The sequence below is a fragment of the Sphingopyxis sp. GW821-FHT02C12 genome, from assembly GCF_059421785.1.
On the sequence record NZ_JBWKVQ010000001.1, the window covers coordinates 575,001 to 600,242 of the forward strand.

Sequence of the window (25,242 nt, forward strand, 5' to 3'; positions counted from 1 at the left end):
CCATCCACATGATCATCGCCACCACCGCGGGCGTCGGCCTGTCGGTGATGCTCGGCGCGGCGCTGATGGGGCTGGTGTTCCTGTCGAGCGGCAGCGGGCATGACGAGGCAATCGAGGACCCGTTCGAAAATGATCCGGAAATGAAGAATGACAAACCCTGACCGCGACCCGATCCTGCGCGTCGTCCCCGCGCCCGCCGACATCAACAGCAACGGCCATATCTTCGGCGGCTGGGTGCTCAGCCAGATGGACATCGCCGGCGGCATCGTCGCGGCACGAATCGCCCAGGGACCGACCGCGACCGTCGCGATCGAGGCGATGGAATTCATCGCGCCGATCCTGCTGCGCGACATCATCTCGGTCTATGCGCATCTCGAACGGCGCGGTCGGACGTCGATGGGCATCCGAATCGAAGTGATCGCGTCGCGCGGCCGCGGCGAGGAGCAGGTGAAGGTCACCGAAGGCCTGTTCACTTTCGTCGCGCTCGACGAGAATCACCGGCCGCGCGCGTTGCCGCCAGCCTAAGGCTCCTCGGGCTCTTCCCAATCATCCTGGTTGTCGGCGCCGATTCGCGCCACTTCGCGCACGCGATAGTCGATCGTCCGTTTCCCGTCGGCGGGAACCGTCACCGACCAGATTCGCTTGCCGTCGCGCACCCGTGTCGCACGGCTGATCTTGTCGACGACATAGTCGAGGTCGTTCTCGAAGCTGATCTCGACCGGTTCGTCACTCTCGCCGAAATTCTCGACCGTGATGCGATACCGCGTCCAGTCGTCGCCCGAATCGAGCGTGTCCTGGTCGGTATCGACATCGCTGTCGTCCTGGTCGGGCAGTTGCAGGTCGATCAGTTCGCCGACCGCCTTGTCCTTCAGACTCGTCTCGGCGACGAGCATCGGCTCGCCGAGTCGGCGCTGGAACAGCGCAACCTGCCCGCCGGGCAGCGGCTCGGCGAGCGGCCCGCCCTTCCTGTTGTCGATGCGCAGCACCGGGTCGGTGTAATCGTTGAAATTGTCGCCCCGGACCGCAAAGACATGGAGCATCTGCGCCGCGACCCCGGGCTTTTCGAGGAAGGCGATCTGCTTGCGGCTTTGCGCACCGAGCGTTGTCGGCTGCGGCACGCGATATAATTTATAGTCGCCGATGTCCTCGCGCGGCGCGATTCGCGATCCGGTGACGACGATCTCGCCGCAGCCATCGTCCTCGCCGCAGCCACCCCCACCGCCGCCATAGAAAAAGCCGACCGAATATTCGGGCCGGTACGCCGGCAGGTCCTGCGGCCCGAACAGGCGCGGATTATATCCGCCGCCGCCGGTGCTGCCCTGCGGCCAGCAACTGAACCAGACCTCGATATTGTCGGGGTTCCACGGATCCTGCTCCGCTTCCTCCTGCCGCCGTTGCTCCTCTTCCCAGTCCTTCTCGTCGTCGGCGACCGGGGCCTGGCGGAAAAAGGCGATGCGCCCCGCGATTACCGCCATGTCGGCGCCGACGAAGCTCGTCGAATCGCCGCTCGCGACGGTCAGCCAGGCGAAGAGATCGACCGATTCGGCATTGGCACCGATCTCGCCGACATAGTTCGACTGCCAGTCGAAATTATTGGCGAGATAGGTGAGCTCGAGCCTGGTCCGCCCGCCCGGCTGGTCGCCGAGCGTCATCGACAGCGTCGGCACCGGGTTCAGCCCCGCCGGCACCGCGTCATAGAGCAAGGTTTCGGAGAGGCCGCTGCACTGCACCGCCTCGAACCCGCCCTTGCGTTCGACGATCAGTTCCTCGGGACCCGAACGGATGCGCACCCGCTCGAAACGCGCCTTGCCGGTCGCACGGTCGGTGGTGCGCAGCAGCACCTGCTGCCCGGTCAGCGCGTCGAGCAGGCCGCGCTGCGACAGCAGGCGCCGATCGTAATTTTTCTCGCGCGGTTTGCCGCCGCCGCGCAGCAGCGCCGATTCGGGCAGGATGCTGCTCGACACCCCTTCGAATCGCACCGTCACCGGTCCAGGCGGCAGGTCGACGGTGCGTGTCTCGCGAATCAGCGCGAAGCCGCCGAGCGGTTCTTCCTCGTCGGGCGACGGCAACCGCGAGTCGGTATCGCGGTTCGGGTCGCGATAGAGGCTGATCGCGACATGGTCGGGCTTCGGCGAGGCGACGACCGGCGGATCGGCGGCGCGCGCAGGCCCGGCCGCGAACACCGCGGCGGCGATCAGCAGCAAGGCGAACGCCCCGCCCCGCATCGCTCAGTTCAGCGTGTCGTACTGGACGGTCAGTTCGGTGCGTCCGTTCGCGGGCACCGTCACCAGCCATTTGCGGCTTTCCAGCATCTGGTCCTTTTCGGCGGCGATGCTCTCGAACGGCACCCGCGTGTCGTTGGCATAGCTGTTGAGCCCGTTCTGGGTGAACTCGACCGTCACCGGCTGCGACCGCGCGTTGGTGAAGATATAGCGCATATGGGTGCGCCAATAATTGCGCTTCACGTCGGTCTCGGTGACCGTGACGACACCATTCTTGCGCACACGGGTCGTGCTGCTGCGCGTCCAGTCCTCCTCGGTCAGCTTCTCGCGCTTTTCGAGGATCGGCTGATATTTGACGTCGAAGGCCTTGCCGGTGGCGAGCGACAGCGTCGAGCCCGCGGTGGTGTGGCCGATATAGCTCTCGCCGACGAACTGCGCCGCGCCGCGCGCATCCTTGACATAAAGCCGCACCGACCCGGCCGGCATCGCGTCGCCGACCCCGCCCTTGCCGGTCGAGAAACGATAGGTCGCGAGCGCGCTCTGCGCCTCGTCGATCGTCGTGAAACGATCGGCCGACGCCGCATAGCCGCGCGTCGCGGGCACCGCCATCGCATCGAGGAAGGCGATCTGTTTCTGCTGCGCGCTCGCGATCGTCGTGCGGTCAGCCATCGGATAGGCGTACATGTCGGCGAGCGCTTCGGCCTTCGCGCTCTCGGTCCCGGCGCTGGTCAGCGCCGCGGGTTCGCCATCATTGCCGCTGCGCGACCCGCGCCGCACCCCGATCTGCTCGCTCGCGACGAGCAGCAATTTGGCGTTGGCGAAACCGGTGCCGCTGTTGTTCTTCAGCGTCACCCAGCCCTGCAGATCCATCGCCTTCGCCGCCTCGTCGTAGAGCGCGACATAATCGGCGCGCCAGCTCAGCCCTTCGGACAGATAGCGCAGGGTCAGCGGGCGGGCGCCCGCGCTCTTGCTGTCGACCGTCACCGACAGCGTCGGCCGCGCACGCAAATTGGTCGGGATGCCGTCGAAGATCACCCGCACCGGCAGATTGTCGTCGCGCAAGATCTCGATGCGTCCGCCGACGTCGAGCACCACCCCGCCGTTGACCGCAAGCACCTTGGCGCGCTCGCGCAGTTCGGCGCCGGTCGCGGGGTTGGTGCGGATCAGCGTGATCTCCTGCCCCACCGCCTTTTGCATCATCGCCGTGGGCGAGAGCAGGTCGAAATCGAAATTCTGCTCGACGATCTCGAGTCCCGTGCCGACGAGGCTCACCGTCTCGGGCCGGATGCGGCTCGACACGTCGGGAAATTCGAGCTTCGCTTCGCCCGCGGGCAGATTCGTCTGCCGCGTATCGGTGACCAGCGCGAGTTCGCCGCTATAGATGGTCACCGCGACATCGCCCTGCCCGCCGGTGCTCACCACCTGCTGCGCCGCCGCGGGGCCCGCCATCGCAAGGCCAGCCATCAGCAGACCCCACGTCCTCGACCCACAAGTCCTCGACCCACAAGCCATTGCGACCTCTCCCCCTGTATCTCTGTCGTCAGCGCATCTTCTGCCGGAATGTCTGGACCACGCTGTCGTTCGCGGGCACCCGCACCCGCCACACCCAGCTCGACCCGCGCCGTTCCCATGTCGTGGGTTCGGGGTCGATCGCGAAGGGAATCAGGATTTCGAGCTCGGCGTCGAAGGGCCGCGCATTGGTCAGCGTCACCTGCCAGTCCTGATATTCGCCCTTTGGCCCGCGACCGGTGATGACGCTATTATATTGCACCGCCGGGCTGAGCCCGAGTTCATAGTCGACGCGTTCGCCCTTCGCCTTGTCGCCGATCCGCGCCTCGCCGACGAGCAATCGCCGGCCCGCGACCGTCTCGAACACCGAAGCCGCGCCGGCGGGCAAGGCCAGCCCGAGGCCGTCCGACTCGCGATTCTGCACGCGCAGCATCATCGTCAGCGGCTGCACGCGCCCGGCCATCCAGTCGTAGAGGATGGTGGTATAGAGCTGCTCGACCGCGACCTTATCCTTGATCAGCAGCGCGACCTGCTTCTGCGACTTCGCCGACACGTCGACGCGGAACGGGATGCGATAGAATTTGAGGTCGCCCAGATCCTCGGCGGGCGGCGGCGGGGGCGGCGGCGGTGCGGGGGGAGGCGGCGGGGGTGGCGCCATGACGGGCATCGCGGTCCGCGCATAGCCGGCGCGATTCGCGGTCACCATCACCTCTTCGGCATAATCGGCGGTCGGCTCGATGATCGGCGGCAGCTCCCAAAAGGGATGCGTGCTCGTGATGTCCATCGGCCAGCATTTGAGCTGCAACGCCCCCGGCGGGGTGCGCGGCAGCGGCGCGCGATAACCCTTGTTGAGCCGGCCCGCGATCACGTTCAATTGCGCGTTCGGGAAACTCGTCACCCCGCCGCTGGCGACGGTGATCCAGCCGGTGATCCCCAGCGCCTTGCCGTCGCCGGCGCGGTCGACGACATAGTTCGCCGCCCAGTCGAAGCCTTCGGACAGATAGACGAGCTGCAAGGTCACCGTCCGCGCCCGCGCGCTTTCGACGAGGATCGACAGCGTCGGTTTCGCCGACAGGTCCTTGGGCACGCGGCCATAGAGCATGCGCTCGGGCAGCCCCGCACAGCCGAGCGCCTCGAAGCCCGCATCGGTCTGCAGGATCACCCCGCCGGTCGGCCCCGCCTGGATGATCGCCTGCTGCTCGCGGACCTTGCCGGTCTTGCGGTCGGTGCGGCGCAGCGTGACGCTGCGTTTCAGAAACGCATCGACCAGCCCCGCCGGCGACAGCAATCGCGCATCGCGATTCTTCTCACGCACCCCGTCGGGCAGGCCCGAGACGACCGCGGTTTCGGGGAGCAGCCCTTCGGACACCCCCTCGAAGCGCAGCACCGACGACCCGGCGGGCAGCGTCACGATGCGCGTCTCGGTGACCAAAGCGAAGCCCTGCGGCCAGTTGGGGTTGATCGGACCGCCGCCGCGTTGGGGGGCGCGATAGACGGTGACCGCGACATCCTTCAGCTGCGACGACACCACCACGGGCGCATCGGGCCGCACCGGCGGCGCGGGCAGGCTCGCCCCCTGCTGTGCCGCCAGCGGCGTCGCGACCAGCGCGGCCAGCAGGGCCGGGATCAGGCGCATCACGCGCACGGCCCGGTCCTCAGTAGCGCGAGTCGAAGGTGGCGGTGACTTCGGTCTTGCCGTTCGCGGGCACCGGGACCGCCCATTCGACGCGGTCGGCCGAGACGCGATTGCTCTTCAGGCTTTCGTCGGTGATGCGGACGTCGCCCCACAGCCCCGATTGCGCGAGGTCGACGGTGACCGGCCCCGGCCGCGCATTGGTGACGACATATTTCATCTTGGTCACCCAGCGCGAATCGCTCTTGCGGGTGCGCGACACCACCGTCGACTGGATCTTGACGTCAAAGGCGTCGCCGGTGCGCAGGGTCATCGACGATCCCATCGGGGTGTGGCCGATCTGGTTCTCGCCGATGAACTGCGGGTCGCCGCGCGCGTCGCGCATATAGACGCGGATCGTTCCCGCGGGCAGCTGGTCGCCGAGCCCGCCCTTCGCCGAGGTCGAGAATCGCAACACGCTCGCCGCGCTCACCGGCTCGGTGCTGCTGCCCAGCCAGCCGTTGACATATTCATAGGTCGAGCGCGCCGGGGCGCCCTTCACGTCGAGGAAGCTAACCTGCTTCTGCTGCGCATTGGCGATCGTCGTGCGTTCGGCGAGCGGATAGAGATAATAGTCGCCGAGCCGTTCGCGCGTGCTCGTCTCGGTCCCCGCCTCGTCGAGCACGCCGGTGAGCTGTGAAAAACCGCCGCCGCCGCCCGGGCTGCCCGCCACCAGCAGCGTGCGCGCATTGGTAAAGGTCGTGCCGGTCGAATTGGTCAGCGTCACCCACCCCTGCATGTCCATCGCGCCCTTGGCGGCGTCGAACAAGGCGACATAGTCGGCGGTCCAGCCGAGGTTTGGGGTGAGGTACGAGAGCCGCGCAGGCACTGTGCCCGCATTCTCGGCCTGCACCGTCACCGACAGCGTCGGGCGCGCGCGCAAATTGGGCGGCAGCCGGTCGAACACCGCGCGCACCGGCAGGCCGTCGTCGCGCAGCACCTCGATCCTTTCGCCGATCTGCAGCACGATGCCGCCGTTCGCGGCAAGGACCTTGGCGCGTTCGCTGCGTTCGGCACCCGTGGCGGGATTGGTGCGCACCAGCGTGATCTGCTGGCCGACCGCCTTGTCCATCAACTTGTCGGGGGTGAGCAGGTCGAAGTCGAAATTCTGCTCGACGATCGCGAGACCGCCGCCCGACAGCGTCACCGTCTCGGGCCGGATGCGCGCCGACACGTCGGGAAATTCGATGCGGTTGCGCCCGGCGGCGACCGCAAGCTGGCGGTCATCCTGCACCAGCGACTGGCCATTGTTATAGATGGTGACCGCGACATCGCCCTGCGCGGTGGCGCCGGGGTCCTGTTGCGCCGCAGCGGGAAGCGAAAGCCATGGAGCGACGGCGGCTCCCAACAGGCAAGTCTTTGCCAAAGCGCGCATAATCGCTCTCCCCCATATGGTTGTCGGGGCAGAGGCTATGTCAGTTCGTGGCGATTGGCCAGCGCCAAATAGCGGCGGGCGGGCGCTCTCAACCGGAAACGGCCGGGCGAGGGAGAGCGGCCATTCTGATCCTCCCTGTGGCGAAGCCATGGGGAGGTGGCAGCGCGAAGCGCTGACGGAGGGGCCGACGCCGTCGGGCGTCGGAGGCGCCGCATGGCCCCTCCACCATCCGCTTCGCGGACGGTCCCCCTCCCCATCGCTGCGCGACAGGGAGGATCGCTAGAGCGCAGTATTTAGCGCGCGCCGCGGATTACTCTGCGGCTTCGACGTCCGAGCTGCGCGCCGCGAGCGTGCGGCGCTTGCGCGGCTTCGGCGCGGCTTCGGCGGCCTCGGCCTCGTCGGCTTCGGGAGCCGGAGCGGGGCGGCCGATCGCGGGCGGCAGCACGGCGCTGTCGATCCCGGCGCCACCCTCGTCCTCGTCGCGCGGACGGCGCGGGCTGCGGCGCGGGGCGCGCGCGGGCTTGGCTTCCGCCACCACGGCGTCCTCGTCGCGGGCTTCGACTTCGACGCGCTCGCGCTCAGGACGTTCCGGCCGTTCGGAACGCTCGGCGCGCTCGCGCACCGGCTGGCGGTTGCCGCGATTGTCGTCATTCTCGTCACGACGGTTGCCGCGATTCTGGTTGCGGTCGCCACGGTCGTTGCGCTCGCCACGATCGTTGCGATCATTCCGGTCGCCGCGCTCGCGGTTGTCGCGCTCGCCGCGATTGTCCTCGCGCTCGCCGTCGCTGTCGCCCTGGCCCTCGTCGAGGTCGGTGTCGTCATGCGCGTCGAAATCCTCGACGCCGCGCACTTCGCGATGGCGGTCGTTGCGATCGGGCTGGCCGCCGTTCTTTTCTTCCTGGCGGGCGCGGAAATCGCTGTGCACGCGGAAATAATGATCGGCGAACTGCAGATAATATTCGGTCTGCACCCGGTCGCCCGAAAGCTGGGCGTCGCGGGCGAGATTCTTGAATTTCTCGATCATCTGCGCTGCGTTGCCGCGCGCACGGCTGTCGATGCGATTGGCCTGGTCGGTACCACCACGGCCGCCACCCGATTGCGGGCGATTGTTGTTGTTATTGTTGTTGTTACGGCCGCGACGGCGACCGTTTTGCCGGTTGTTCATGTTCAACTGAGACATCCTGTCGAAAAGCTCTAAGCTATGCCAACCCCTTTTGGCCGACCGCGCATCTTGCGCGTCGTGCCCGCGCTCCCTTGCGCGGCTCTTCCGTGTTACCGCTTGCGCGAGACACCTTGTCCCGCACCAGCATCGTAAATGGGAAGCAGACCCGCCGGACCAGTATCGGTGCGCCGCACCGCCAAAGGGACCCTGATCAGGCCTGTACGCCGCCCCTACCTCGCTTTGGGCACGAAACCAAGCGATTTCTTGGTCGCGCCTCAGCGCGCCAGGGTCAAGATGAGGGCGCGGTCGCGGCCACCGAGGTCCTGGCGGCAAGCGACTGCAAAACCGGCCGCTTCGGCCAGCTTCCCTACCGAGATATGCTGGGTCGCCCCGATTTCAAGGACCGCAAGACCGCCCGGCGCCAGCAGCCGTGGCAGGTCGGGGATGATGCGGCGATAGTCGCCCAGCCCGTCGACGCCCGCGAACAGCGCTTCGGCGGGTTCATGCTCGGCGACATCGGGCATCAGCTTTTCGCCGTCGGCGATATAGGGCGGGTTGCAGAGGATCAGGTCGAACGGGCCATCGACGCCCGCACCCCAGTCGCCCGACTGAAAGGCCGTGCGATCGGCCATGCCCAGCTCCTCGGCATTGTCGCGCGCAAAAGCGAGCGCAAATTCGGACGCATCGACACCAAGCCCGGTCGCATCGGGAAACTCGCTCAGCGCCGCGAGCAGCAGCGTCCCCGGCCCGGTCCCCAGATCGAGAATCCGCGAGGGTGCGCTCGCCCCGAAATGCGCGACCGCGGCCTCGATCAACGTCTCGCTATCGGGACGCGGGATCAGCACGCCGGGGCCGACCTCGATGCGGATCGTCCAGAAATCGCGATAGCCGAGGATATAGGCGATCGGCTCATGCGCCATCCGCCGCGCGATCAGATGGGCATAAAGTTCGGGGACTTCGTAACGCGCGGGATCGAACAGCAGCGCCGACCGCTCCACCCCCAGCGCATGCGCCATCAGCAGTTCGGCATCGAGCCGCGGCGTGTCGCTGATGCCCGTGAGCAGGTTCGTCGTGGTGCGCAGCGACTCCGCGACGCCCGCGAAGGTCGGCGTCTCAGTCACCCAGCCCCGCCAGCCGCTGTGCCTGATCCTCGGCGATCAGCGCGTCGACCAGTTCGTCCATCGCACCTTCCAAAATCTCGGGCAGGCGATGGAGCGTCAGGTTGATGCGGTGATCGGTCACCCGGCCCTGCGGGAAATTATAGGTGCGGATGCGCTCCGACCGGTCGCCCGAGCCGACCATCGACTTGCGCGCCGACGCCTCGGCACTGTGGATCTTCTCGCGCTCGAGATCGTAGAGCCGCGCGCGCAGCACCTGCATCGCCTTGGCGCGGTTCTTGTGCTGGCTGCGCTGGTCCTGCTGGATCACCACGAGCCCCGAGGGAATATGCGTGATGCGGATCGCCGAATCGGTCGTGTTGACATGCTGCCCGCCGGCACCCGACGCACGATAGATATCGACCTTCAGGTCGCTGTCGGCGATCGCGACATCGACCTCTTCGGCCTCGGGCAAAACCGCGACGGTCGCGGCGCTGGTGTGAATGCGCCCGCCGCTTTCGGTCACCGGCACACGTTGCACCCGATGCACGCCGCTTTCGAACTTCAGCTTGGCGAACACCCCCTGCCCCGAAACGCTCGCGACGACTTCCTTATAGCCGCCGACCTCGGTCTCGTTCGCCGAGATCACCTCGACCTTCCAGCCCTGCCCGTCGGCGTAGCGGCTGTACATGCGCAGCAGGTCGCCCGCGAACAAAGCCGCCTCGTCGCCGCCGGTCCCGGCGCGGATTTCAAGCATCGCCGCGCGCTCGTCGGCGACGTCCTTGGGCAGCAGCTTGATCGCAAGGTCATGCTCGGCGGCGGGCAAGGCCTCTTCGACCGCCGCGAGTTCCTCGGCCGCCATCGCCTTCATCTCGGGATCGGTCAGCATCTCGCCGAGCGACTCCCGTTCGCTGCGCAGCCGCACCACTTCGCGCGCCGCGCCGGCGACGGGTTCGAGCTCGGCAAACTCCTTCGACGCCGCGACGAAATCGGCGGGCGCCATGTCCCCCGTCGCCATGCGCGCCTGCAAGGCGGCGTGGCGTTCGATGATGGCGTCGATCTGGCGGGCGGAAACGGAGGTCATTTCACAATCTTCAAATCGACGAGCCTTCACGGAAACGTCGACCGAAACCTGCAATCGGCTTTCCGCCTATCCGGGCCAAAACATCCTGATCGTGAATATCCGATCGGTAGTGCGCCTCAGGAATGTGTATCTGCTGTCCAGATTCCATGTTCTTGAGCGTAATCTGATCTTTGTAAGACGTTTCCAGACCGACGACGAGGGCATAGGCCGCCCCGCTCTCGTCTGCCTTCTTCAGGCGTTTCTTGAAATTGCCCTTGAAAGGCAGGTCCACAGTGTAGCCATCACTCCGCAACTCAGCGGCGATTTTCATCGCCCGATCCAGGTGCTCAGGATCTGTTGGGACTACGGCGTAATCGAATTTTTTTGGGCTGAACGTCCCTGCTTCATCCACCAACATCGCCAGCCGCTCGATCCCCGCCGCCCAGCCGACCGCGGCGGTCGGCGGCCCGCCGAGCGCTTCGATCAGCCCGTCGTAGCGCCCGCCGCCGAGCACCGTCCCTTGCGCCCCCAGACGGTCGGTGACGAATTCGAACGCGGTGTGGCGATAATAGTCGAGCCCGCGCACCAGCCGCGCATTGCGCTCCCACGCGACCCCCGCAGCGTCCAATCCAGCGGTCACGGCACCGAAGAAATCCTGCGCTTCGCTCGTCAAAAACGCGTCGATATCGGGCGCGCTGTCGGCGATCGGGCGGTCCTTCGGATCCTTGCTGTCGAGGATACGCATCGGATTCTTGTCGAGCCGGGCAAGGCTGTCTTCGGACAGCTCGCCGCGATGCGTCTCGAAATGATCGACCAGCGCTGTCCGCCAGGCATCACGGCTTTCCGCATCGCCCAGCGTGTTAAGCGTCAGCGTCACGCCTTCCGAAATCCCCAATTCTTTGAGCAACTGGTCGGCGAACACCAGCAATTCGGCGTCGGCGAGCGGGCTGTCGCTGCCCAGCACTTCGGCGTCGAGCTGGTGGAACTGGCGATAGCGCCCCTTTTGCGGGCGCTCGTAGCGGAACAGCGGCCCATGCGTCGCGACCTTCAGCGGCGCATACTGCTGCCAGCCGTTGGTGACATAAGCGCGCGCGATGCCGGCGGTGAATTCGGGGCGCAGCGTGATCGACTCGCCGCCGCGATCGTCGAACGAATACATTTCCTTCGACACGACGTCGGTGGTCTCGCCAAGCGAGCGCGCGAACACCGCGGTCGGCTCGATCACCGGCACTTCGATCCGCTTATAGCCATAGAGCCGCCGCACGCGGTCGAAGGTGTCGACGACATGCTGAAAACGGTCGGCGAAATCGCCGAGCATGTCCTGCGTGCCCCGAACCGGCTGCGGCGTGGCGATCTTGGCGGATTTGTCCTTGCTCATGGCGGCGGCGTCTAATCTTTTTTGGTCGAAAGGCAAAGGGGACTCCCCTCTCCCCTTGAGGGAGAGGGTTGCAAAGACTTGGCAGCTTGCTGCCTAGTCGAAGCTGGGTGAGGGGTTGCGGTCGCGAGCGACCGCGCGAGCTTCGCTCGCACCCCCTCATCCAACTCCGGCTAGTTCGCTCCGCTCACAAGCCTCCATATCCTTCTCCCTCTAGGGGAGAAGGAAGGGGCCGGTCTGGACCTCGCCATCTTTTCGCGGCAAAACGCGGCACCATGAAAAAACACCTGTTCGTCGCAGCCGCCCTGATCGCCCTCACCGCCCCCGCAGCCCATGCCCAGGACGGCAACAGCCGCCCGCAACCGGTGGTCCAGCCGCTCACCATCCCGCTGCCCGCCGACCGCCCCTATCCGGGGACGATGTTGCTCAAGGTCGACGCGACCGACTATGCGCGCGGAATCTTCCATGTCCGCCAGACGATCCCGGTTCCGAAAGCCGGCAAAGTCACCCTGCTCTATCCGCAATGGCTGCCCGGCAAGCATGCGCCGCGCGGCGCGATCGCCGAGGTCGCGGGGTTCAAGCCCACCGCGGGCGGCAAACCGCTCGTCTGGACGCGCCAGCCGACCGACGTCTACGCCTTCGACATCGACGTGCCGCAGGGCGTGAAGAGCATCGACATCGCCTTCGACTTCCTCTCGCCCACCCGCACCAGCGAGGGCCGCGTCGTCGTCACCCCGGCGATGATGAACCTGCAATGGGAACAGGTCAGCCTCTATCCCGCCGGCTATTTCACCCGCCAGATCCCGGTGCAGCTCGAGGTCAGCCTGCCCGAAGGCTGGACCGGCGCCGCCGCGCTCGACGGGTTGCAGGTCTCGAAGAACCGCTACAGCTTCGGCGTCACCAGCTATGAAAATCTGGTCGACAGCCCGATGTTCGCGGGGCGTTATTTTCGCCAATGGGCGCTCGGCAACGGCGTGACGCTCAACGTCGTCGCCGACGAGGAAAAATATCTGGGCGCCAGCCCCGACCATATCGCGCGCCACGCGGCCTTGGTGTCGGAGGCGGTCGCGCTGTTCGGCACCCGCCATTTCGACCGTTATGACTTCCTGCTCGCGCTCAGCGACGAACTCGGCGGCATCGGGCTCGAACATCACCGGTCGAGCGAGAACAGCCGCAACCCCGATTATTTCACCAAATGGGACGAGAATGACAGCGAGCGCGGGCTGCTCCCGCACGAACTGGTCCACAGCTGGAACGGCAAATACCGCCGCCCCGACAAGCTGTGGACCCCCGATTACCGCACGCCGATGCAGGACAATCTGCTCTGGGTCTATGAAGGTCAGACGAGCTATTGGGACCTCGTCCTCGCCGGGCGGTCGGGCATGCAGTCGAAGGAGATGATCCTCGCCGAATGGGCGACCAACGCGGGTTTCTACAGCACCCAGGCGGGCCGCGCCTGGCGCTCGGTCGAAGATACGACGCTCGACCCGATCATCGCAGGACGCAAGGCTCGCGCCTTCCCCAGCGCGACGCGGACCGAGGATTATTACAACGAAGGCGGGCTGATGTGGCTCGAGGCCGACATGCTGATCCGCACCGCCACGAACAATGCCAAAAGCCTCGACGATTTCGCGCGCGGCTTTTTTGGCGGGCGCGAGGGCGACTGGGGACAGTCGACCTATGATTTCGACGATGTCGTCGCGGCGCTGAACGCGGTCCACCCTTATGACTGGGCGAAATTCCTGCGCGACCGGATGCAGACCCCCGGCCGCCCGGCGCCGACCGCGGGGATCGAAGCGGCGGGCTATCGCCTCGTCTGGCGCGACGCGCCCAACGTCTATGACCGCGACCGCATGGCGCAGGCGAAGAATACCGACCTCACCCACAGCCTCGGCCTGATCATCGACAAGGACGGCGTCGCGGGCAGCATCGCATGGGACGGCCCCGCCTTTCGCGCCGATATCGTCAATGGGACAAAAATCCTCGCGGTCGACGGCGTCACCTACAACCGCGAGCGCATCGAATCGGCGATCCGCGCCGCGACCGACGGCAAGACTCCGGTGAAACTGCTCGTCGAGCGCGGCGGCCGCTATCGCACGGTCGAGATCGATTACCGCGGCGGGCTGCGCTGGCCGCATCTCGAAAAGGTGGGGACGGGGCCGGACTGGTTCGATCAGGTGCTGGCGGCGAAACGGGCGCTTTAAGATCCTCCCTGTGGCGAAGCGATGGGGAGGTGGCAGCCCGCAGGGCTGACGGAGGGGCCGACGCCGTCAGGCGGCGGTGCGGCGCCGCGGCCCCTCCACCATTCGCTTCGCGAACCGTCCCCCTCCCCATCGCTGCGCGACGGGGAGGATCGAGCGACGCGCCCCCTCTCCCGCCTTCCCTCCCCCGCCCCCAGGGTCTAAGGCGCCCCGCGAATCAAAAACCGAAAAGGACATCTCCCATGCGCATCGACCTGATCCCGGCCGGCGACAGCCCGCCCGACAGCCTGAACGTGCTGATCGAAGTGCCGATCGGCGGCGAGCCGGTGAAATATGAGTTCGACAAGGCATCGGGCGCATTGTTCGTCGATCGCTTCCTGCACACCCCGATGCGCTATCCCGCCAACTACGGCTTCGTGCCGCACACGCTGGGCGAGGACGGCGACCCGCTCGACGCCCTCGTCGTCGCGCGCTCGCCGATCGTCGCGGGCGCGGTGGTCAAGTGCCGCCCGATCGGCGTGCTGTTGATGGAAGACGATGCCGGCGGCGACGAGAAACTGCTCTGCGTGCCGGTCAACAAGACCTTTCCCTATTATGCCGATGTCGCGAGCTACACCGATATGCCGCCGATCGTGCTCCAGCAGATCGAGCATTTCTTCACCCACTACAAAGACCTCGAACCCGGCAAATGGGCGAAGCTCAACGGCTGGGGCGATGTCGACGAGGCCAAGCGCATCATCGTCGAGTGCATCGAACGCGCTAAGACGACGGGGTACTGAAACACCCCGTCATTGCGAGGAGCGAAGCGACGCGGCAATCCAGAGTAGGCGGCAACCGCCCTGGATTGCTTCGCTTCGCTCGCAATGACGCAGTCTATTGCGGCGGAGCTCCGCCCCCATCCGCCAACACCCGCACATCGGTGCGCGGATAGGGAATCCTTATCCCCGCTTCCTTGAAGCGGTCCCAGATCCCCAGAAACACCTCGCCCTGGATATTGCCCAGCCCCGCCTCGGGGTCCGAAATCCAGTAGCGCAGCTCATGCTCGACCGCGCGTTCGCCGAACGCCGTGATCCACACCACCGGCTCGGGGTCCGCCAAAATGCGCAGGTTCGCCTTCGCGGTCTCGACCATGATCGCCTGCGCCGCGCGCAGGTCGCAGTCGTAAGCGACCGGCACGCGCATCCGCACCCGCACGTCGCGGCTCGAATAGCTCCAGTTCTCGACCGGCATCGTCATCAAGAGTTCGTTCGGGATCAGATGCTTCTTGCCGTCGCGGGTGACGACGCTGACCGCGCGCACCCCGATCTTGGCGACCCGCCCGACATTGGGCACGCCGTTCAGCGTCGCCGAACTTCCCATGCTCGCGCCGTCGCCGACAACGATCACGTCGCCGGGCTTGATGGAGCGGTCCATCAGCAGGATGATCCCCGCGATCAGATTGCCGACGGTCTTTTGCAGCCCGAAGCCGATCGCGAGGCCCGCGGCGCCCGAAAACACCGCAAGCGCGGTCAGGTCGATGCCGAGCAGGTCGATGCCGAACAGCAAAGCAAAGACGAACAGCGCGATCGCGATCAGCTTCTCGGTCAAGATACGCTGGGTCGCGTCGATATGGGTGTTGCGGCGCAGCACCCATTTGATCGCGCGCATCGCGAGCTTGACCGCGACATAGAGCAAAACCACAACGACGATCGTCGAGAACAGCCCATAGAGCGACAATCGGTACGAGCCGACGTCGATGCCGATCACCCGCATCGCCTCGACCGTGCGGCCGATACCGCCCTGCACGTCGGCGGCGATACTCATGCCGCCATGGCCGCGAAACCGCGTTCGAGGTCGGCGATCAGGTCGGCGGGGTCCTCCAGCCCGATCGACAGCCGCAGCAGCGGATCGGGATCGGTCCACACCGTCGCGGTGCGGATGTCGGCCGGGTTGCTCGGCACCACCAGGCTTTCATAACCGCCCCAGCTGAAACCGATGCCAAAGTGCGACAGCGCCTCGATGAAGCGTGTCCGCCCCGCCTCGTCACTGCCTTTCAGCGTGAAGCCGAACAGCCCGCTCGCGCCGGTAAAATCGCGCGCCCAGATCGTATGCCCCGGATCGCCCGCCAGCGCCGGGTGCAGCACCCGTCCCACGTCCGCGCGCGCCGCCAGCCATTCGGCGACCGCCAGCGCGCTCGCCTGATGCCGCGCCAAACGCACGTCGAGGGTGCGCAGCCCGCGCAACATCAGCGCGCAATCGTCGGGCGAGACCGCCTGGCCAAGCTGGTACGCCGCGCTGCGTAGCCGCGGCCACACCGCCTTCGTCGCGGTCAGCGACCCCATCATCGCGTCGCTATGCCCGCCGACATATTTGGTCAGGCTCATCATCGTCACATCGACGCCGTGCGCCAGCGCGGGGAACAGCAGCGGCGTCGCCCAGGTGTTGTCGAGCATCGTCAGCACCCCGCGCGCGCGCGCGGCCGCGACGATCGCGGGAATATCCTGCACCTCGAAGGTCAGGCTGCCCGGCGATTCGAGGAAGATCAGCTTCGTTTCGGGCCGGATCAGCTCGGCGATCCCCGCCCCCACCAGCGGGTCATAATAGGTCGTATCGACGCCATAGCGTTTGAGCAGCCCGTTGCAGAAAGCGCGCGTCGGTTCATAGGCGCTGTCGACCATCAACAGATGATCGCCCGGCGCGAGCAAGGCCAGCATGCCCGCCGAATTGGCCGCGACCCCGGAAGGGTAGAGCAAGGTGCCCTCGGCGCCCGGCTCCATTTCGGTCAACGCATCGGCGAGCGCCCACACCGTCGGCGTCCCGCGCCGTCCGTAATAGAGCTTGTCATGAGTCGCATGCCCGCGCGCCTTCAGGTCGGCGATATTGTCGTATAGGATCGTCGAGGCGCGCCACACCGGCGGATTGACGACGCCGCCGCCCAGCCGCGGGTCGCCGGTCCATTCGGGCCGCCGCCCGCCCTGCACCAGTTTCGTCGCGGGGCGGAGGCTGTCGTCGTCGCTCTTGCTCATCGCGCCTTGTTAGCGGAGCGCCGGACAAAATCCAGCGCCCCGCCAAGACAGGCTCAAGCCGCGCCGGTCGCCTTGGGGGTCGCCGGGTCGGCGCCCCATTCGGTCCAGCTGCCGTCGTACACCGCGACATCGTCCTTGCCGAGCAGGTGCGCGCCGAACGCCACGACGGTCGCGGTCATGCCGCTGCCGCAGGTGGTAACCAGCGGCTTGTCGAGGTCGATCCCGGCGGCATCGAACGCCGCCTTCAGCGCGTCGTCGCGCTTCCAGGTGCCGTCGGCGTTGAACAGCTCGCCGAACGGCAGGCTGCGCGAACCCGGGATATGACCCGGCGCGACGCCCGCGCGCGGATCGCGTTCCTCGCCGGTGAAGCGCGCCGCCGAGCGCGCGTCGACGACCTGTTCGGCGCCGCTGTCGACATTCGCCAGAACTTCGTCCTTGGTGCGCACCGCCTTGGCGTCGCGCCACACGGTGAAGTGGCGGTGGCGCAGCGTCTGCTTGCCCATTTCGAGCGGGCGGCCTTCGGCCTTCCACTTGGCGAGGCCGCCGTCGAGCAGCGCGACGTCGTGTGCGCCGAACAATTTGAGCAGCCACCAGCCGCGCGCCGCGCTCTTCAGCGGGCTGTCGTCGTACAGCACGATGCGGCTGCCGTCGCCGAGGCCGAGCGACTGCATGCGGCTCGCGAATTTTTCGGCGGGCGGCGCCATATTGTCGACGTCGCTGTTCGGGTCGGTCAGTTCGGCGAGATCCATGAACACCGCGCCGGGGATGTGGCCCGCCTCATATTCGGCGCGCGCGTCGCGATCCGCCTCGAGGAATTTCGTCGCATCGACGACCCGCAGGTCCGATGCCCCCAGTTCGCGTTCCAGCCAGTCGGTTGAGACCAAGGCGTCCATGTCATGCTCCTGTTACGACCCGGCGGGGAACCTGTTCCAATCCCTCCGCCAGCCATCCTGCTTTGCTCTTTCCGGGGAAGCACAGCCTATGTCTCCCCCCGCACTTTTTCAAGCACGGTGGCCATCTGCCTCAGCCGATGCTGCGCTGCAACACAAAAGGCGAAACGGCGCCAGAAAGCGCGCCTATTGGCTCCGCCGCACCGCCGTCGACCGCGAACCGGGCCGGTCGACGGCATAAGAGGCACGATCGAGCGGCAGCGGCGCGAGCTTGTCGCTGTCGCTGGCCCCCGATTCGCGGCCGAGCACGAAGCTGCCCGCATTCTGGCCAAAGGCGTCGGCGTCGCCGTCCCAATGATAGGTGACGTCGAACGCCATCACCGGCACCAGCATCGGCTTGCCGCCGATCATCAGCGGTTCGACGATATGGCGCGGCAGCATCGCCTCGGTGGTCAGCGCCTCGCCCGCCCCGACCTTGAGGATCATGTCGTCGCGCAGCACGCTGCCGCCCGCCCCGTCGAAGAAGCGCGCGAGCACCGGCTCGGTCATCGCCGACCCCTGGTTCAGCGCGATGCGCACCATCAGCCCGGTCGCGTCGGCCGATCCCTGGTTCATGATATTCAACGCGAAGGCGACCGCGACATGCTCGGGCGTGAAGCGGATCGCCTGCACCTCGAGCGCGATCGCCACCAGCGCGCGACGCTCGGGCGCGGGACGGGTGACGAGCGGCGACACACGCTGCGGCGCCTCGCCGCCGGAGAGTGTCTGCAGCACCGGCGCCTTGGGCGCGGCGGCGGGGGCGGGGGCCGGAACCGGCGCAGCGCGCGGCGCGGGGGGAGCCGGCGGCGCAGGCGCCGGGCGCGGCGCCTCGGCCGGCGGCGCGTTGCGCTCGATCGGCGCGTCGCTCGCCAGCGCGGGGCGGCGGCGCCAGTACCAGAAACCGGCCGCGCCCGCCGCGACCAATGCGAGCAGCCAGGCCCAGATCGGCGTGCCGCCGCCGTCGGCGGGCGCCGCCGGCGCGGGGGCGATGTCGTCGGCGGGAGCGGCATCGGCGATCGCCGGCGCATCCGAAACGACCGGCGAAAAGCCCGGCGCGGCATCGGTCGCGGCGGGCGGTGAAGACGGAGTCTCGGTGGCCGTGTCCCGCGCCGGCGCAGTCACGGTCGCGGGCGCGGTTTCGGCCGGGGCCGCGCGACGCGTCGGCGCGGGTGCGGCACCGGCTGCCGGCTGCGTCGCCGATTGGGTTGCGGGCTGCGTCGGTGTCACGCGCGGCGGCGTCGGTGTGGGGGCCGGTGTCGGCGTCGGGCGCGGCGCGCCCGGGCCCGAGGGGGCGATGCCATTGTCCGCCGGTCCTTGCACCCCCGGCGCGCGGCCGTCGTCGCCGGGCGGCGGCAGGCGGAAATCGATCGGGCGGCTCGGCGAAGGCGCGGGGGCCGGGGTCTCGCCCTGCTGGGCGATCGCGGGCGCGATAGCGCTCGCCGCCAGCGCGAATGCCAGCACCGCCCGCGCGCTGCCCATGGTCCCGAAATGCCTGTCCGTCATTATACCTGTGCGATCCCGATCGTCTGTTTCGCGCCCGATCCGCTGAATTGGCGCTGAATGACCGCGCCATCGACGGATGACAGCGGCCGCGCGCCCCACTAGAGGGATTTCATGTCCGATTCCACCCCCCCGGCGCTGACGCCCAAGCATCTCGGCCAGTCCAGCGAACTGCCCGCCTCACCCGAGGCCGCGATCCTGGACTATGTCCCCAACCCGCGCGCCGACGAACTTTACCTCGTCCGCTTCGCCGCGCCCGAATTCACCTCGCTGTGCCCGGTGACCGGCCAGCCCGATTTCGCGCATCTGGTGATCGACTATGCCCCCGGCGAAACGATCGTCGAATCAAAGAGCCTCAAGCTCTTTCTTTCCAGCTTTCGCAACCACGCCGGTTTCCACGAGGATTGCACCGTCGGCATCGGCCGCCGCCTGTTCGACGAGATGGCGCCGCGCTGGCTGCGCATCGGTGGATACTGGTATCCGCGCGGCGGCATTCCGATCGATGTCTTCTGGCAATCGGGCGCGCCGCCCGCAGGCCTGTGGCTCCCCGATCAGGGCGTCGCGCCCTATCGCGGGCGGGGCTGAACGATCATTCTATCGAAATGGTCGGAAATTCATCTTCCCGTCACAGTTTGTTGACATTAGTGTCAACGTTATGACCGCAGCCTCGCTCCCGCACGATCACGCCATCGCCGTCGGCGCCGACCAGATCGATTTCATGGGGCATGTCAACAACGCCCATTATCTCAGCTGGGTGCAGGACGCCGTGCTGGCGCACTGGCGCCATATCGCGCCGCCCGACGCGGTCGCGGCACATCTGTGGGTCGCGCTGAAGCACGAGATCACCTATCGCCGCCCCGCCTTCCTCGACGACCAGGTCATCGCGACCGTGATCCTCGAAAAAGTGCAGGGCGCGCGCGCCTTCTACGACACGATCATCAAGCGCGGCGAGGAAGTGCTGGCCGAGGTCAAATCGAGCTGGTGCTGCATCGACGCCGAAACATTGCGCCCCGCGCGCCTCGCGAGCGAGGTCGTCGCGAAATTCTTTCCGGCGGAAAAGGTCTGACGCGCCCGGCTTAGAGGGTGCCGCTTTCGATCATCGCGTCGACCAGCGTTTCGAGGAAGGTGCAGCTCTCGCTGATGTCCTGAACCTGCTTGATCATGTCGGGATCTTCGGGATTCTTGGTGATCCGTGCGAACTTGTCGATCTGGGCGTCGAAGTCGGTCTTGATCTGCGCCTCGTCGTCGTCGGCGAGTACGGTCGCGATGGCCAGAAACTTGGTGCCCGATGCGACCATCTTCGGGTCCGCGTCGTCGCCCTTGGTGCCGAGTCCCGCCATGATCCCGAAAAAGGCCATGCACTGGATGCTGTTGTCGTAAAGCTCGCGCTCGTCGGTATCGATCGTCATCGCGGTGGCAGTGGTGGTGGGCGCGGCGGCGGCAAGCAGCAGCGCCGCGGCAAGGATCGGATATTTCATGACTTCCCCCGAATATCGACCCGGAACCGCCTTGGCATGGCGGCGCGGCTTCGCAAAGCTTTAAGTGGCGGCCACCCCGCAGGCCCTGATCGCATCGCGAGCGGCCTCGGCGACCGGATCATGGCCTTCGGCCCAAGCAAGTAGGCTCGCAGCCAGCGTCGGGTCGGCGAGTTCTTCGGCGGCATTCATCACCGCTATATTGCTCTCGTCACGATCGAGTTCGCGGCGAACGAGGGGCAGGGCAACAGCCGGATCGCGCCTCGCCAATCCGCAAAGCGCTTCGCCGCGCACGACCGGGTCCACATCCTCTGCACCCATCCGCAAAGCCGCCCGAATCCTCGCATCATCGCGGTCGCTGAGCGCTAACAGCATGGCCGCCCAGTCCCTGTTCGATACGTCAGCGTCGCCCATCAAGGCGATCAATCGGTCAAGATTGGCCTCGCCCTCGGGGCCGTCGAGCGGAACATCCGCATCGACGAATGACGCCAGGAACGGCGATTTCGGCAAATAGTCGCTCACGCCGCCTCGAACCGGATCGGCAGCCGCTTCAGCCCGCCGACGAACACCGACTCCACCCGCGCCGGATCGCCTGCGAGTTCGAGCTTTTTGATCCGCGGCAGCAGTTCCTCCATCATGATCCGCATCTCCATGCGGGCGAGATGCTGGCCGAGGCAGACATGCGCGCCGAAGCCGAAGGCAAGCTGCTGGTTCTTCGGCCGGTCGGGGTCGAAGGCGAAGGGGTCGCCGAACACCGCCTCGTCGCGGTTGGCCGAGACATAGTTGAGCATCAGCCAGTCGCCCGCGCGCACCTGCTGCCCGCCGATCTCGACATCTTCCTTGGCGCTGCGCATGAAATGCTGCACCGGGGTCGACCAGCGGATCGCCTCCTCGATCAACCCCGCCTTGTCGCTGTCAGCGGCGCGGAAGCGTTCGAACAGCGCCGGGTTCTTCGCCAGTTCCATGATCGCGCCGGCGGTCGAGGCGCTCGTCGTATCATGGCCCGCGGTCGCGATGATCATATAATAGCCCGCCAGCTCGCGATCGGGGATCTGGCCGCCGTCGATCGTCGCATTGGCGATGACCGTCGCGATGTCCTCGCGCGGATTGGCGCGGCGGTCGGCGGTCAGCGCGCCGAAATATTGCTCGAAATCGGCGATCACATAATGGAGCATCGCGATCGCCTGTTCGGCGCTGGTGATCGCCTCGCGGCTGCGGTTGAGCTCGGGGTCGGTCGAGCCGAACAATTGCTGGGTCAGCATCAGCATGCGCGGCTCGTCCTCGGGCGGCACCCCCAATATGTCCATGACGACGCGCAGCGGATAATGCGCCGCGACGTCGCGCGCGAAATCGCATTCGGGCCCGGCGGCGAGCATCGCATCGACCGTCTCGCGGGCCAGACCGCGGATACGCTCTTCGACGATCTTCAGATTCTTGGGCATGAACCAGCTCTGGGTGAGCAGGCGGTATTTCATATGGTCGGGGGCGTCCATCTGGACCAGCGAGCGGATCAGGTGCCCGTCGCCCCCCGGGGTCGCGGCGCGCGCGATTGCCTCGCCGTCGCGGTTGGTCAGCACCGTCGGGCGGATGCCGTTCGCAAAACGCTGCGGGTCCTTGCTGATCGCCATGATGTCGGCGTGGCGGGTGACGAGCCAGAAGGGGTCTACCTCCGCGGTCTCGGCGACCGCGAGCGGCGCATGGGCGCGCGCCCAGCCGAGCTTGTCATGAAGCCCGTCCCATTCTCCATAAGCGACGGGGTCGACGACGGCGGCGGCTACCTCTCCAGGCAATATAGGTTTTGTCATGCAACCAAAGCTGCCCCATCTCGTGTCATCTGTCGAGAGCCATGCTACGCCCGCCGAAAGCGACGCGGGAGTCCGCGTGGCATCGGCGTAGCCGGTGCGGCAAAATCAAGACCGGGGATCGCCATCATGAAAACATCGCACCGTCATCTGCTTGTCGCCGCCGTCTCGTCGCTCGGTCTCGCCGCCTGCGCCGCGCAGCCGGGAATCGCGCCGGTCGCCGCCGCGCCCGCCGCGACACCGCCCGCCTTCACCGGCGCGCCGCTCGCCGCCGACATCCCGAGCCAGCTGCCGCGCAGCGCCCGGCCGCTGCACTACGACATCAGCGTCACCCCCGACGCCAAAGCGCTCACCTTCACCGGCGAGGCGGCGATCGACCTCGAGCTGTACGAAAGCGCGGGCGGCATCGTGATGAACGCGCTCGACCTCGATGTCGTCGATGCCAGCCTGACCCGCGCCGACGGGACCGGCGAGCCGATCCCGCTGATCGCGTCGACCGATGCCGAGGCGCAGACGGTAACCTTCATCGCGCCCGTCCCGCTCGACGCCGGCACCTATCGCCTCATCACGCATTACAAGGGCATCATCGGCACCCAGGCGAACGGGCTTTTCGCGCTCGACTATCCCGACAAGGCGAGCGGCGCCGAGGTGCGCGGGCTGTTCACCCAGTTCGAGGCGCCCGACGCGCGGCGCTTCGTCCCCAGCTTCGACGAACCGAGCTATAAGGCGACCTTCACCCTGTCGGCGATCGTCCCGCAGGCCGACCTCGCGGTCAGCAACATGCCCGCGGCGAGCGAGACCCCGCTGGCGGGCGGGCTCAAGAAGGTGACCTTCGCCACCTCGCCCAAAATGTCCTCCTATCTGCTGTTCTTCGCGACCGGCGATTTCGAGCGCCTGGCGGCAAAGAGCGAAAGCGGCGCCGAAGTCGGCATCGTCTCGCCCAAGGGATCGGGCGAACAGGCGCGCTTCGCGCTCGACAGCCTCGGTCCGCTGCTCACTTACTACAGCGACTATTTCGGCCAGCCCTATCCGCTCCCCAAGCTCGACAATGTCGCCGGCCCCGGCCAGTCGCAGTTTTTCGGCGCGATGGAAAATTGGGGCGCGATCTTCACCTTCGAACGCATCCTGCTCGACGATCCGACGATCACCAGCGAAGCGACGCGGCAGCAAATCTATTCGACGCAGGCGCATGAGGTCGCGCACCAATGGTTCGGCGACCTCGTCACCATGGCCTGGTGGGACGATTTGTGGCTCAACGAAGGCTTCGCGAGCTGGATGGAGACCAAGGCGAGCGACCATTTCCACCCCGACTGGCAGCCGTTGCTCGACCGCGTCGACGGCCGCGAGCGCGCGATGGGGCTCGACGCCTTCGCGACGACGCACCCGGTGGTCCAGAAAATCCGCACCGTCGAGGACACCAACCAGGCGTTCGATGCGATCGCCTACCAAAAGGGCGAAGCCGTCATCACCATGCTCGAATCCTATGCCGGCGAGGATGTGTGGCGCGACGGGCTGCGCACCTATATGGCGCAGCACAAATATGCGAACACGCGCACCGACGATTTGTGGAACGCGGTCGAGGTCGCGGGCGCCAAGGGCCTCACCGCGATCGCGCATGATTTCACCAACCAGCCGGGAATCCCGCTGCTGCGCGTCGGCGGTATGACCTGCGCCGGCGACCGGACGACGGTCCAGCTGACCCAGGGCGAATTTTCGCGCGACCGCAAGGACGGTATCGAGGCCGAGGGCCGCCGCTGGCAGGTGCCGGTGCTCGCCCGCGCGGGGGAAGGCGCGGTCGCGCGGCAGGTGATCGCGGGCGGCGCGGGGACGCTGACGCTGCCCGGCTGCGGCGCGGTGCTGATCAACGCCGGACAGGCGGGCTATTACCGCACCCTCTATTCGCCCGCCGCGCTCGCCGCGCTGCGCGGCCGCTTTGCGTCGCTCGCACCGATCGACCAGCTTGGGCTGCTCGGCGACAATTTCGCGCTCGCGAACGCGGGCTATCAGCCGATGGGCGCCGCGCTCGACCTGCTCGCCGCCACCCCGCAGGGCGCGAGCCAGAAGGTGATCGGCGACGTCGCCGGCCGCTACCAGACGCTCTATACGATGTTCGACGATCAGCCCGCGGTCCAGAAACGCATCGCCGTCCTGGCCGGCGCGGTGCTCGACCCGTCGATGCGGCGGCTCGGCTTCGAACCGCGCGCCGGCGAACCCGCGCTCGACAGCGTGCTGCGCTCGGACCTGCTCGCCGCGCTCGGCGCGATGGGCGATGCGAAGGTGCTCGCCGAGGCGCGGCGCCGCTTCGCGCTGCTCGACGGCAACCCCGCCGCGCTCGACGGCCCGCTCAAGGCACGCTGGCTCGGCATCGTCGCGACCAACGCGACCGACGCCGACTGGACCCGGCTGCGCGCGCTCGCCAAGGCATCTAAATCGGCGGTCGAACGCAGCACCTTCTACACCTTGCTCGGCTCGGCCAAGGACGCGGCGCTCGCCCGCCGCGCGCTCGATCTCGCGCTGACCGCCGAACCCGGCGAGACCGTCAGCGCGTCGATCATCGGCGCGGTCGCCGCCAACCATCCCGAATCGGCGGTCGATTTCGTCCAGGCGAATCAGGCGGCGGTCGACCGGCTGATCGACGCGTCGGCGCGCGCGCGTTTCCTCGCCGGACTCGCCGCGGCGTCGCACGACCCCGCGATGATCGCCAGGCTTCGGGGCATCGCGGCGGACCTGCCCGCCGACGTCCGCAAACCCTATGACAAGGTGATCGCGACGCTGACCGAACGCAGCGTCAGCCGCCCGCGCATCAAGGGCGAAATCGCCAGCTGGCTCAAGGGCAAATAGGGATAAGTTCCACC

Annotated in this window: 22 protein-coding genes (1 of these 22 cut by a window edge); 7 read left to right on the top strand and 15 right to left on the bottom strand. The window is 67.1% G+C overall.

Features of this window, described 5'->3' with window-relative positions; genetic code table 11:
• Window positions 1-161: the 3' portion of a hypothetical protein gene (locus tag AC07U1_RS02780; RefSeq protein WP_056344445.1), read on the top strand. The gene continues 151 nt to the left of window position 1, outside the view; the window shows 161 of its 312 coding nt (coding positions 152-312); the start codon falls outside the window, past its left edge; it ends in the stop codon at window positions 159-161.
• Complete coding sequence (locus AC07U1_RS02785) at window positions 148-525, top strand: acyl-CoA thioesterase (protein WP_056344449.1); 378 nt, start codon at window positions 148-150, stop codon at window positions 523-525. The genes AC07U1_RS02780 and AC07U1_RS02785 overlap by 14 nt, the downstream gene beginning before the upstream one ends.
• Here AC07U1_RS02785 and AC07U1_RS02790 read toward each other — a convergent pair.
• From AC07U1_RS02790 to hisS, 8 genes are all read right to left on the bottom strand, one after another.
• Window positions 522-2,225 carry a DUF4139 domain-containing protein gene (locus tag AC07U1_RS02790; protein ID WP_495178880.1) on the bottom strand — a complete coding sequence of 568 codons (1,704 nt, stop codon included), beginning with the start codon at window positions 2,223-2,225 and terminating at the stop codon, window positions 522-524. The two genes, AC07U1_RS02785 and AC07U1_RS02790, sit on opposite strands and share 4 nt — an antisense overlap.
• A 3-nt stretch (window positions 2,226-2,228) precedes the next feature.
• Complete coding sequence (locus AC07U1_RS02795; protein ID WP_495178881.1) at window positions 2,229-3,686, bottom strand: DUF4139 domain-containing protein; 1,458 nt, start codon at window positions 3,684-3,686, stop codon at window positions 2,229-2,231.
• 76 nt (window positions 3,687-3,762) lie between these two features.
• Window positions 3,763-5,367: a DUF4139 domain-containing protein gene (locus AC07U1_RS02800; RefSeq protein WP_495178898.1), complete on the bottom strand. Its 1,605-nt coding sequence runs from the start codon at window positions 5,365-5,367 to the stop codon at window positions 3,763-3,765.
• Window positions 5,368-5,386: 19 nt separating this feature from the next.
• A complete protein-coding gene (locus AC07U1_RS02805; RefSeq protein ID WP_187142400.1) occupies window positions 5,387-6,778 on the bottom strand; it encodes a DUF4139 domain-containing protein in 1,392 nt (463 codons plus the stop codon).
• Between the two features lie 310 nt (window positions 6,779-7,088).
• Window positions 7,089-7,943, bottom strand: coding sequence for a DUF4167 domain-containing protein (locus AC07U1_RS02810; RefSeq protein WP_492736616.1), 855 nt, complete (start codon window positions 7,941-7,943; stop codon window positions 7,089-7,091).
• A gap of 272 nt (window positions 7,944-8,215) precedes the next feature.
• Window positions 8,216-9,061 (bottom strand): peptide chain release factor N(5)-glutamine methyltransferase, encoded by an 846-nt coding sequence (prmC, locus tag AC07U1_RS02815; protein ID WP_495178882.1) that lies wholly within the window; start codon window positions 9,059-9,061, stop codon window positions 8,216-8,218.
• Window positions 9,054-10,121: a peptide chain release factor 1 gene (gene prfA, locus AC07U1_RS02820; RefSeq protein WP_056344467.1), complete on the bottom strand. Its 1,068-nt coding sequence runs from the start codon at window positions 10,119-10,121 to the stop codon at window positions 9,054-9,056. Before prfA ends, prmC begins: the two co-directional genes overlap by 8 nt.
• A gap of 10 nt (window positions 10,122-10,131) precedes the next feature.
• Window positions 10,132-11,418: a histidine--tRNA ligase gene (gene hisS / locus AC07U1_RS02825; protein ID WP_495178899.1), complete on the bottom strand. Its 1,287-nt coding sequence runs from the start codon at window positions 11,416-11,418 to the stop codon at window positions 10,132-10,134.
• Between the two features lie 332 nt (window positions 11,419-11,750).
• Between hisS and AC07U1_RS02830 the strand changes: the two genes are divergently transcribed.
• A complete protein-coding gene (locus AC07U1_RS02830) occupies window positions 11,751-13,679 on the top strand; it encodes a M61 family metallopeptidase (RefSeq protein WP_495178883.1) in 1,929 nt (642 codons plus the stop codon).
• Between the two features lie 239 nt (window positions 13,680-13,918).
• The gene (ppa, locus tag AC07U1_RS02835) at window positions 13,919-14,455 is read left to right on the top strand and encodes an inorganic diphosphatase (protein ID WP_056344474.1); all 537 of its coding nucleotides are present in this window, start codon (window positions 13,919-13,921) and stop codon (window positions 14,453-14,455) included.
• A 94-nt stretch (window positions 14,456-14,549) separates the two neighbouring features.
• Here ppa and AC07U1_RS02840 read toward each other — a convergent pair whose 3' ends face one another.
• The 4 genes from AC07U1_RS02840 to AC07U1_RS02855 form a co-directional block, all read right to left on the bottom strand.
• On the bottom strand, window positions 14,550-15,479 hold the full coding sequence (locus AC07U1_RS02840) for a mechanosensitive ion channel family protein (RefSeq protein WP_495178884.1): 930 nt from the start codon (window positions 15,477-15,479) through the stop codon (window positions 14,550-14,552).
• Window positions 15,476-16,681 (bottom strand): cystathionine beta-lyase, encoded by a 1,206-nt coding sequence (metC, locus tag AC07U1_RS02845; protein WP_495178885.1) that lies wholly within the window; start codon window positions 16,679-16,681, stop codon window positions 15,476-15,478. The genes AC07U1_RS02840 and metC overlap by 4 nt, the downstream gene beginning before the upstream one ends.
• Window positions 16,682-16,734: 53 nt before the next feature.
• A complete protein-coding gene (sseA, locus tag AC07U1_RS02850; protein ID WP_056344483.1) occupies window positions 16,735-17,574 on the bottom strand; it encodes a 3-mercaptopyruvate sulfurtransferase in 840 nt (279 codons plus the stop codon).
• 183 nt (window positions 17,575-17,757) lie between these two features.
• Window positions 17,758-19,113 carry a hypothetical protein gene (locus AC07U1_RS02855; RefSeq protein ID WP_495197634.1) on the bottom strand — a complete coding sequence of 452 codons (1,356 nt, stop codon included), beginning with the start codon at window positions 19,111-19,113 and terminating at the stop codon, window positions 17,758-17,760.
• A gap of 111 nt (window positions 19,114-19,224) precedes the next feature.
• On the opposite strand from AC07U1_RS02855, the gene queF reads away from it, so the two are divergent.
• Window positions 19,225-19,695, top strand: coding sequence for a preQ(1) synthase (gene queF / locus AC07U1_RS02860; RefSeq protein ID WP_056344485.1), 471 nt, complete (start codon window positions 19,225-19,227; stop codon window positions 19,693-19,695).
• Between the two features lie 70 nt (window positions 19,696-19,765).
• Entirely contained in the window at window positions 19,766-20,176 is a 411-nt protein-coding gene (locus AC07U1_RS02865) for an acyl-CoA thioesterase (RefSeq protein ID WP_056344487.1), read from the top strand.
• Between the two features lie 10 nt (window positions 20,177-20,186).
• On the opposite strand, the gene AC07U1_RS02870 is transcribed toward AC07U1_RS02865, so the two are convergent.
• The 3 genes from AC07U1_RS02870 to AC07U1_RS02880 are packed head-to-tail and all read right to left on the bottom strand — an operon-like array spanning window position 20,187 to window position 22,390.
• Complete coding sequence (locus tag AC07U1_RS02870; RefSeq protein ID WP_495178969.1) at window positions 20,187-20,588, bottom strand: hypothetical protein; 402 nt, start codon at window positions 20,586-20,588, stop codon at window positions 20,187-20,189.
• Between the two features lie 60 nt (window positions 20,589-20,648).
• Entirely contained in the window at window positions 20,649-21,107 is a 459-nt protein-coding gene (locus tag AC07U1_RS02875; protein WP_187142049.1) for a lyase, read from the bottom strand.
• Window positions 21,104-22,390 (bottom strand): cytochrome P450, encoded by a 1,287-nt coding sequence (locus tag AC07U1_RS02880; RefSeq protein ID WP_495178968.1) that lies wholly within the window; start codon window positions 22,388-22,390, stop codon window positions 21,104-21,106. Before AC07U1_RS02880 ends, AC07U1_RS02875 begins: the two co-directional genes overlap by 4 nt.
• Window positions 22,391-22,516: 126 nt before the next feature.
• Here AC07U1_RS02880 and AC07U1_RS02885 point away from each other — a divergent pair, with 126 nt between their 5' ends.
• Window positions 22,517-25,228, top strand: a complete 2,712-nt coding sequence (locus AC07U1_RS02885; RefSeq protein WP_495178967.1) for a M1 family metallopeptidase — start codon at window positions 22,517-22,519, stop codon at window positions 25,226-25,228.
• The last annotated feature ends 14 nt before the right edge of the window (window positions 25,229-25,242 follow it).

Excerpts from the sequence above, each read along its gene's own strand:
- AC07U1_RS02785 (WP_056344449.1), top strand. The coding sequence starts at position 148 with ATGACAAACCCTGACCGCGACCCGATCCTGCGCGTCGTCCCCGCGCCC.
- ppa (WP_056344474.1), top strand. The coding sequence starts at position 13,919 with ATGCGCATCGACCTGATCCCGGCCGGCGACAGCCCGCCCGACAGCCTG.
- AC07U1_RS02840 (WP_495178884.1), bottom strand. The coding sequence starts at position 15,479 with ATGAGTATCGCCGCCGACGTGCAGGGCGGTATCGGCCGCACGGTCGAG.
- queF (WP_056344485.1), top strand. The coding sequence starts at position 19,225 with ATGTCCGATTCCACCCCCCCGGCGCTGACGCCCAAGCATCTCGGCCAG.
- prfA (WP_056344467.1), bottom strand. The coding sequence starts at position 10,121 with ATGACCTCCGTTTCCGCCCGCCAGATCGACGCCATCATCGAACGCCAC.
- AC07U1_RS02870 (WP_495178969.1), bottom strand. The coding sequence starts at position 20,588 with ATGAAATATCCGATCCTTGCCGCGGCGCTGCTGCTTGCCGCCGCCGCG.
- AC07U1_RS02800 (WP_495178898.1), bottom strand. The coding sequence starts at position 5,367 with ATGCGCCTGATCCCGGCCCTGCTGGCCGCGCTGGTCGCGACGCCGCTG.
- AC07U1_RS02790 (WP_495178880.1), bottom strand. The coding sequence starts at position 2,225 with ATGCGGGGCGGGGCGTTCGCCTTGCTGCTGATCGCCGCCGCGGTGTTC.
- AC07U1_RS02810 (WP_492736616.1), bottom strand. The coding sequence starts at position 7,943 with ATGAACAACCGGCAAAACGGTCGCCGTCGCGGCCGTAACAACAACAAT.
- AC07U1_RS02805 (WP_187142400.1), bottom strand. The coding sequence starts at position 6,778 with ATGCGCGCTTTGGCAAAGACTTGCCTGTTGGGAGCCGCCGTCGCTCCA.
- AC07U1_RS02830 (WP_495178883.1), top strand. The coding sequence starts at position 11,751 with ATGAAAAAACACCTGTTCGTCGCAGCCGCCCTGATCGCCCTCACCGCC.
- hisS (WP_495178899.1), bottom strand. The coding sequence starts at position 11,418 with ATGCTCGGCGATTTCGCCGACCGTTTTCAGCATGTCGTCGACACCTTC.
- AC07U1_RS02855 (WP_495197634.1), bottom strand. The coding sequence starts at position 19,113 with ATGACGGACAGGCATTTCGGGACCATGGGCAGCGCGCGGGCGGTGCTG.
- AC07U1_RS02865 (WP_056344487.1), top strand. The coding sequence starts at position 19,766 with ATGACCGCAGCCTCGCTCCCGCACGATCACGCCATCGCCGTCGGCGCC.
- AC07U1_RS02885 (WP_495178967.1), top strand. The coding sequence starts at position 22,517 with ATGAAAACATCGCACCGTCATCTGCTTGTCGCCGCCGTCTCGTCGCTC.
- AC07U1_RS02795 (WP_495178881.1), bottom strand. The coding sequence starts at position 3,686 with ATGGCTGGCCTTGCGATGGCGGGCCCCGCGGCGGCGCAGCAGGTGGTG.
- sseA (WP_056344483.1), bottom strand. The coding sequence starts at position 17,574 with ATGGACGCCTTGGTCTCAACCGACTGGCTGGAACGCGAACTGGGGGCA.
- AC07U1_RS02880 (WP_495178968.1), bottom strand. The coding sequence starts at position 22,390 with ATGACAAAACCTATATTGCCTGGAGAGGTAGCCGCCGCCGTCGTCGAC.
- metC (WP_495178885.1), bottom strand. The coding sequence starts at position 16,681 with ATGAGCAAGAGCGACGACGACAGCCTCCGCCCCGCGACGAAACTGGTG.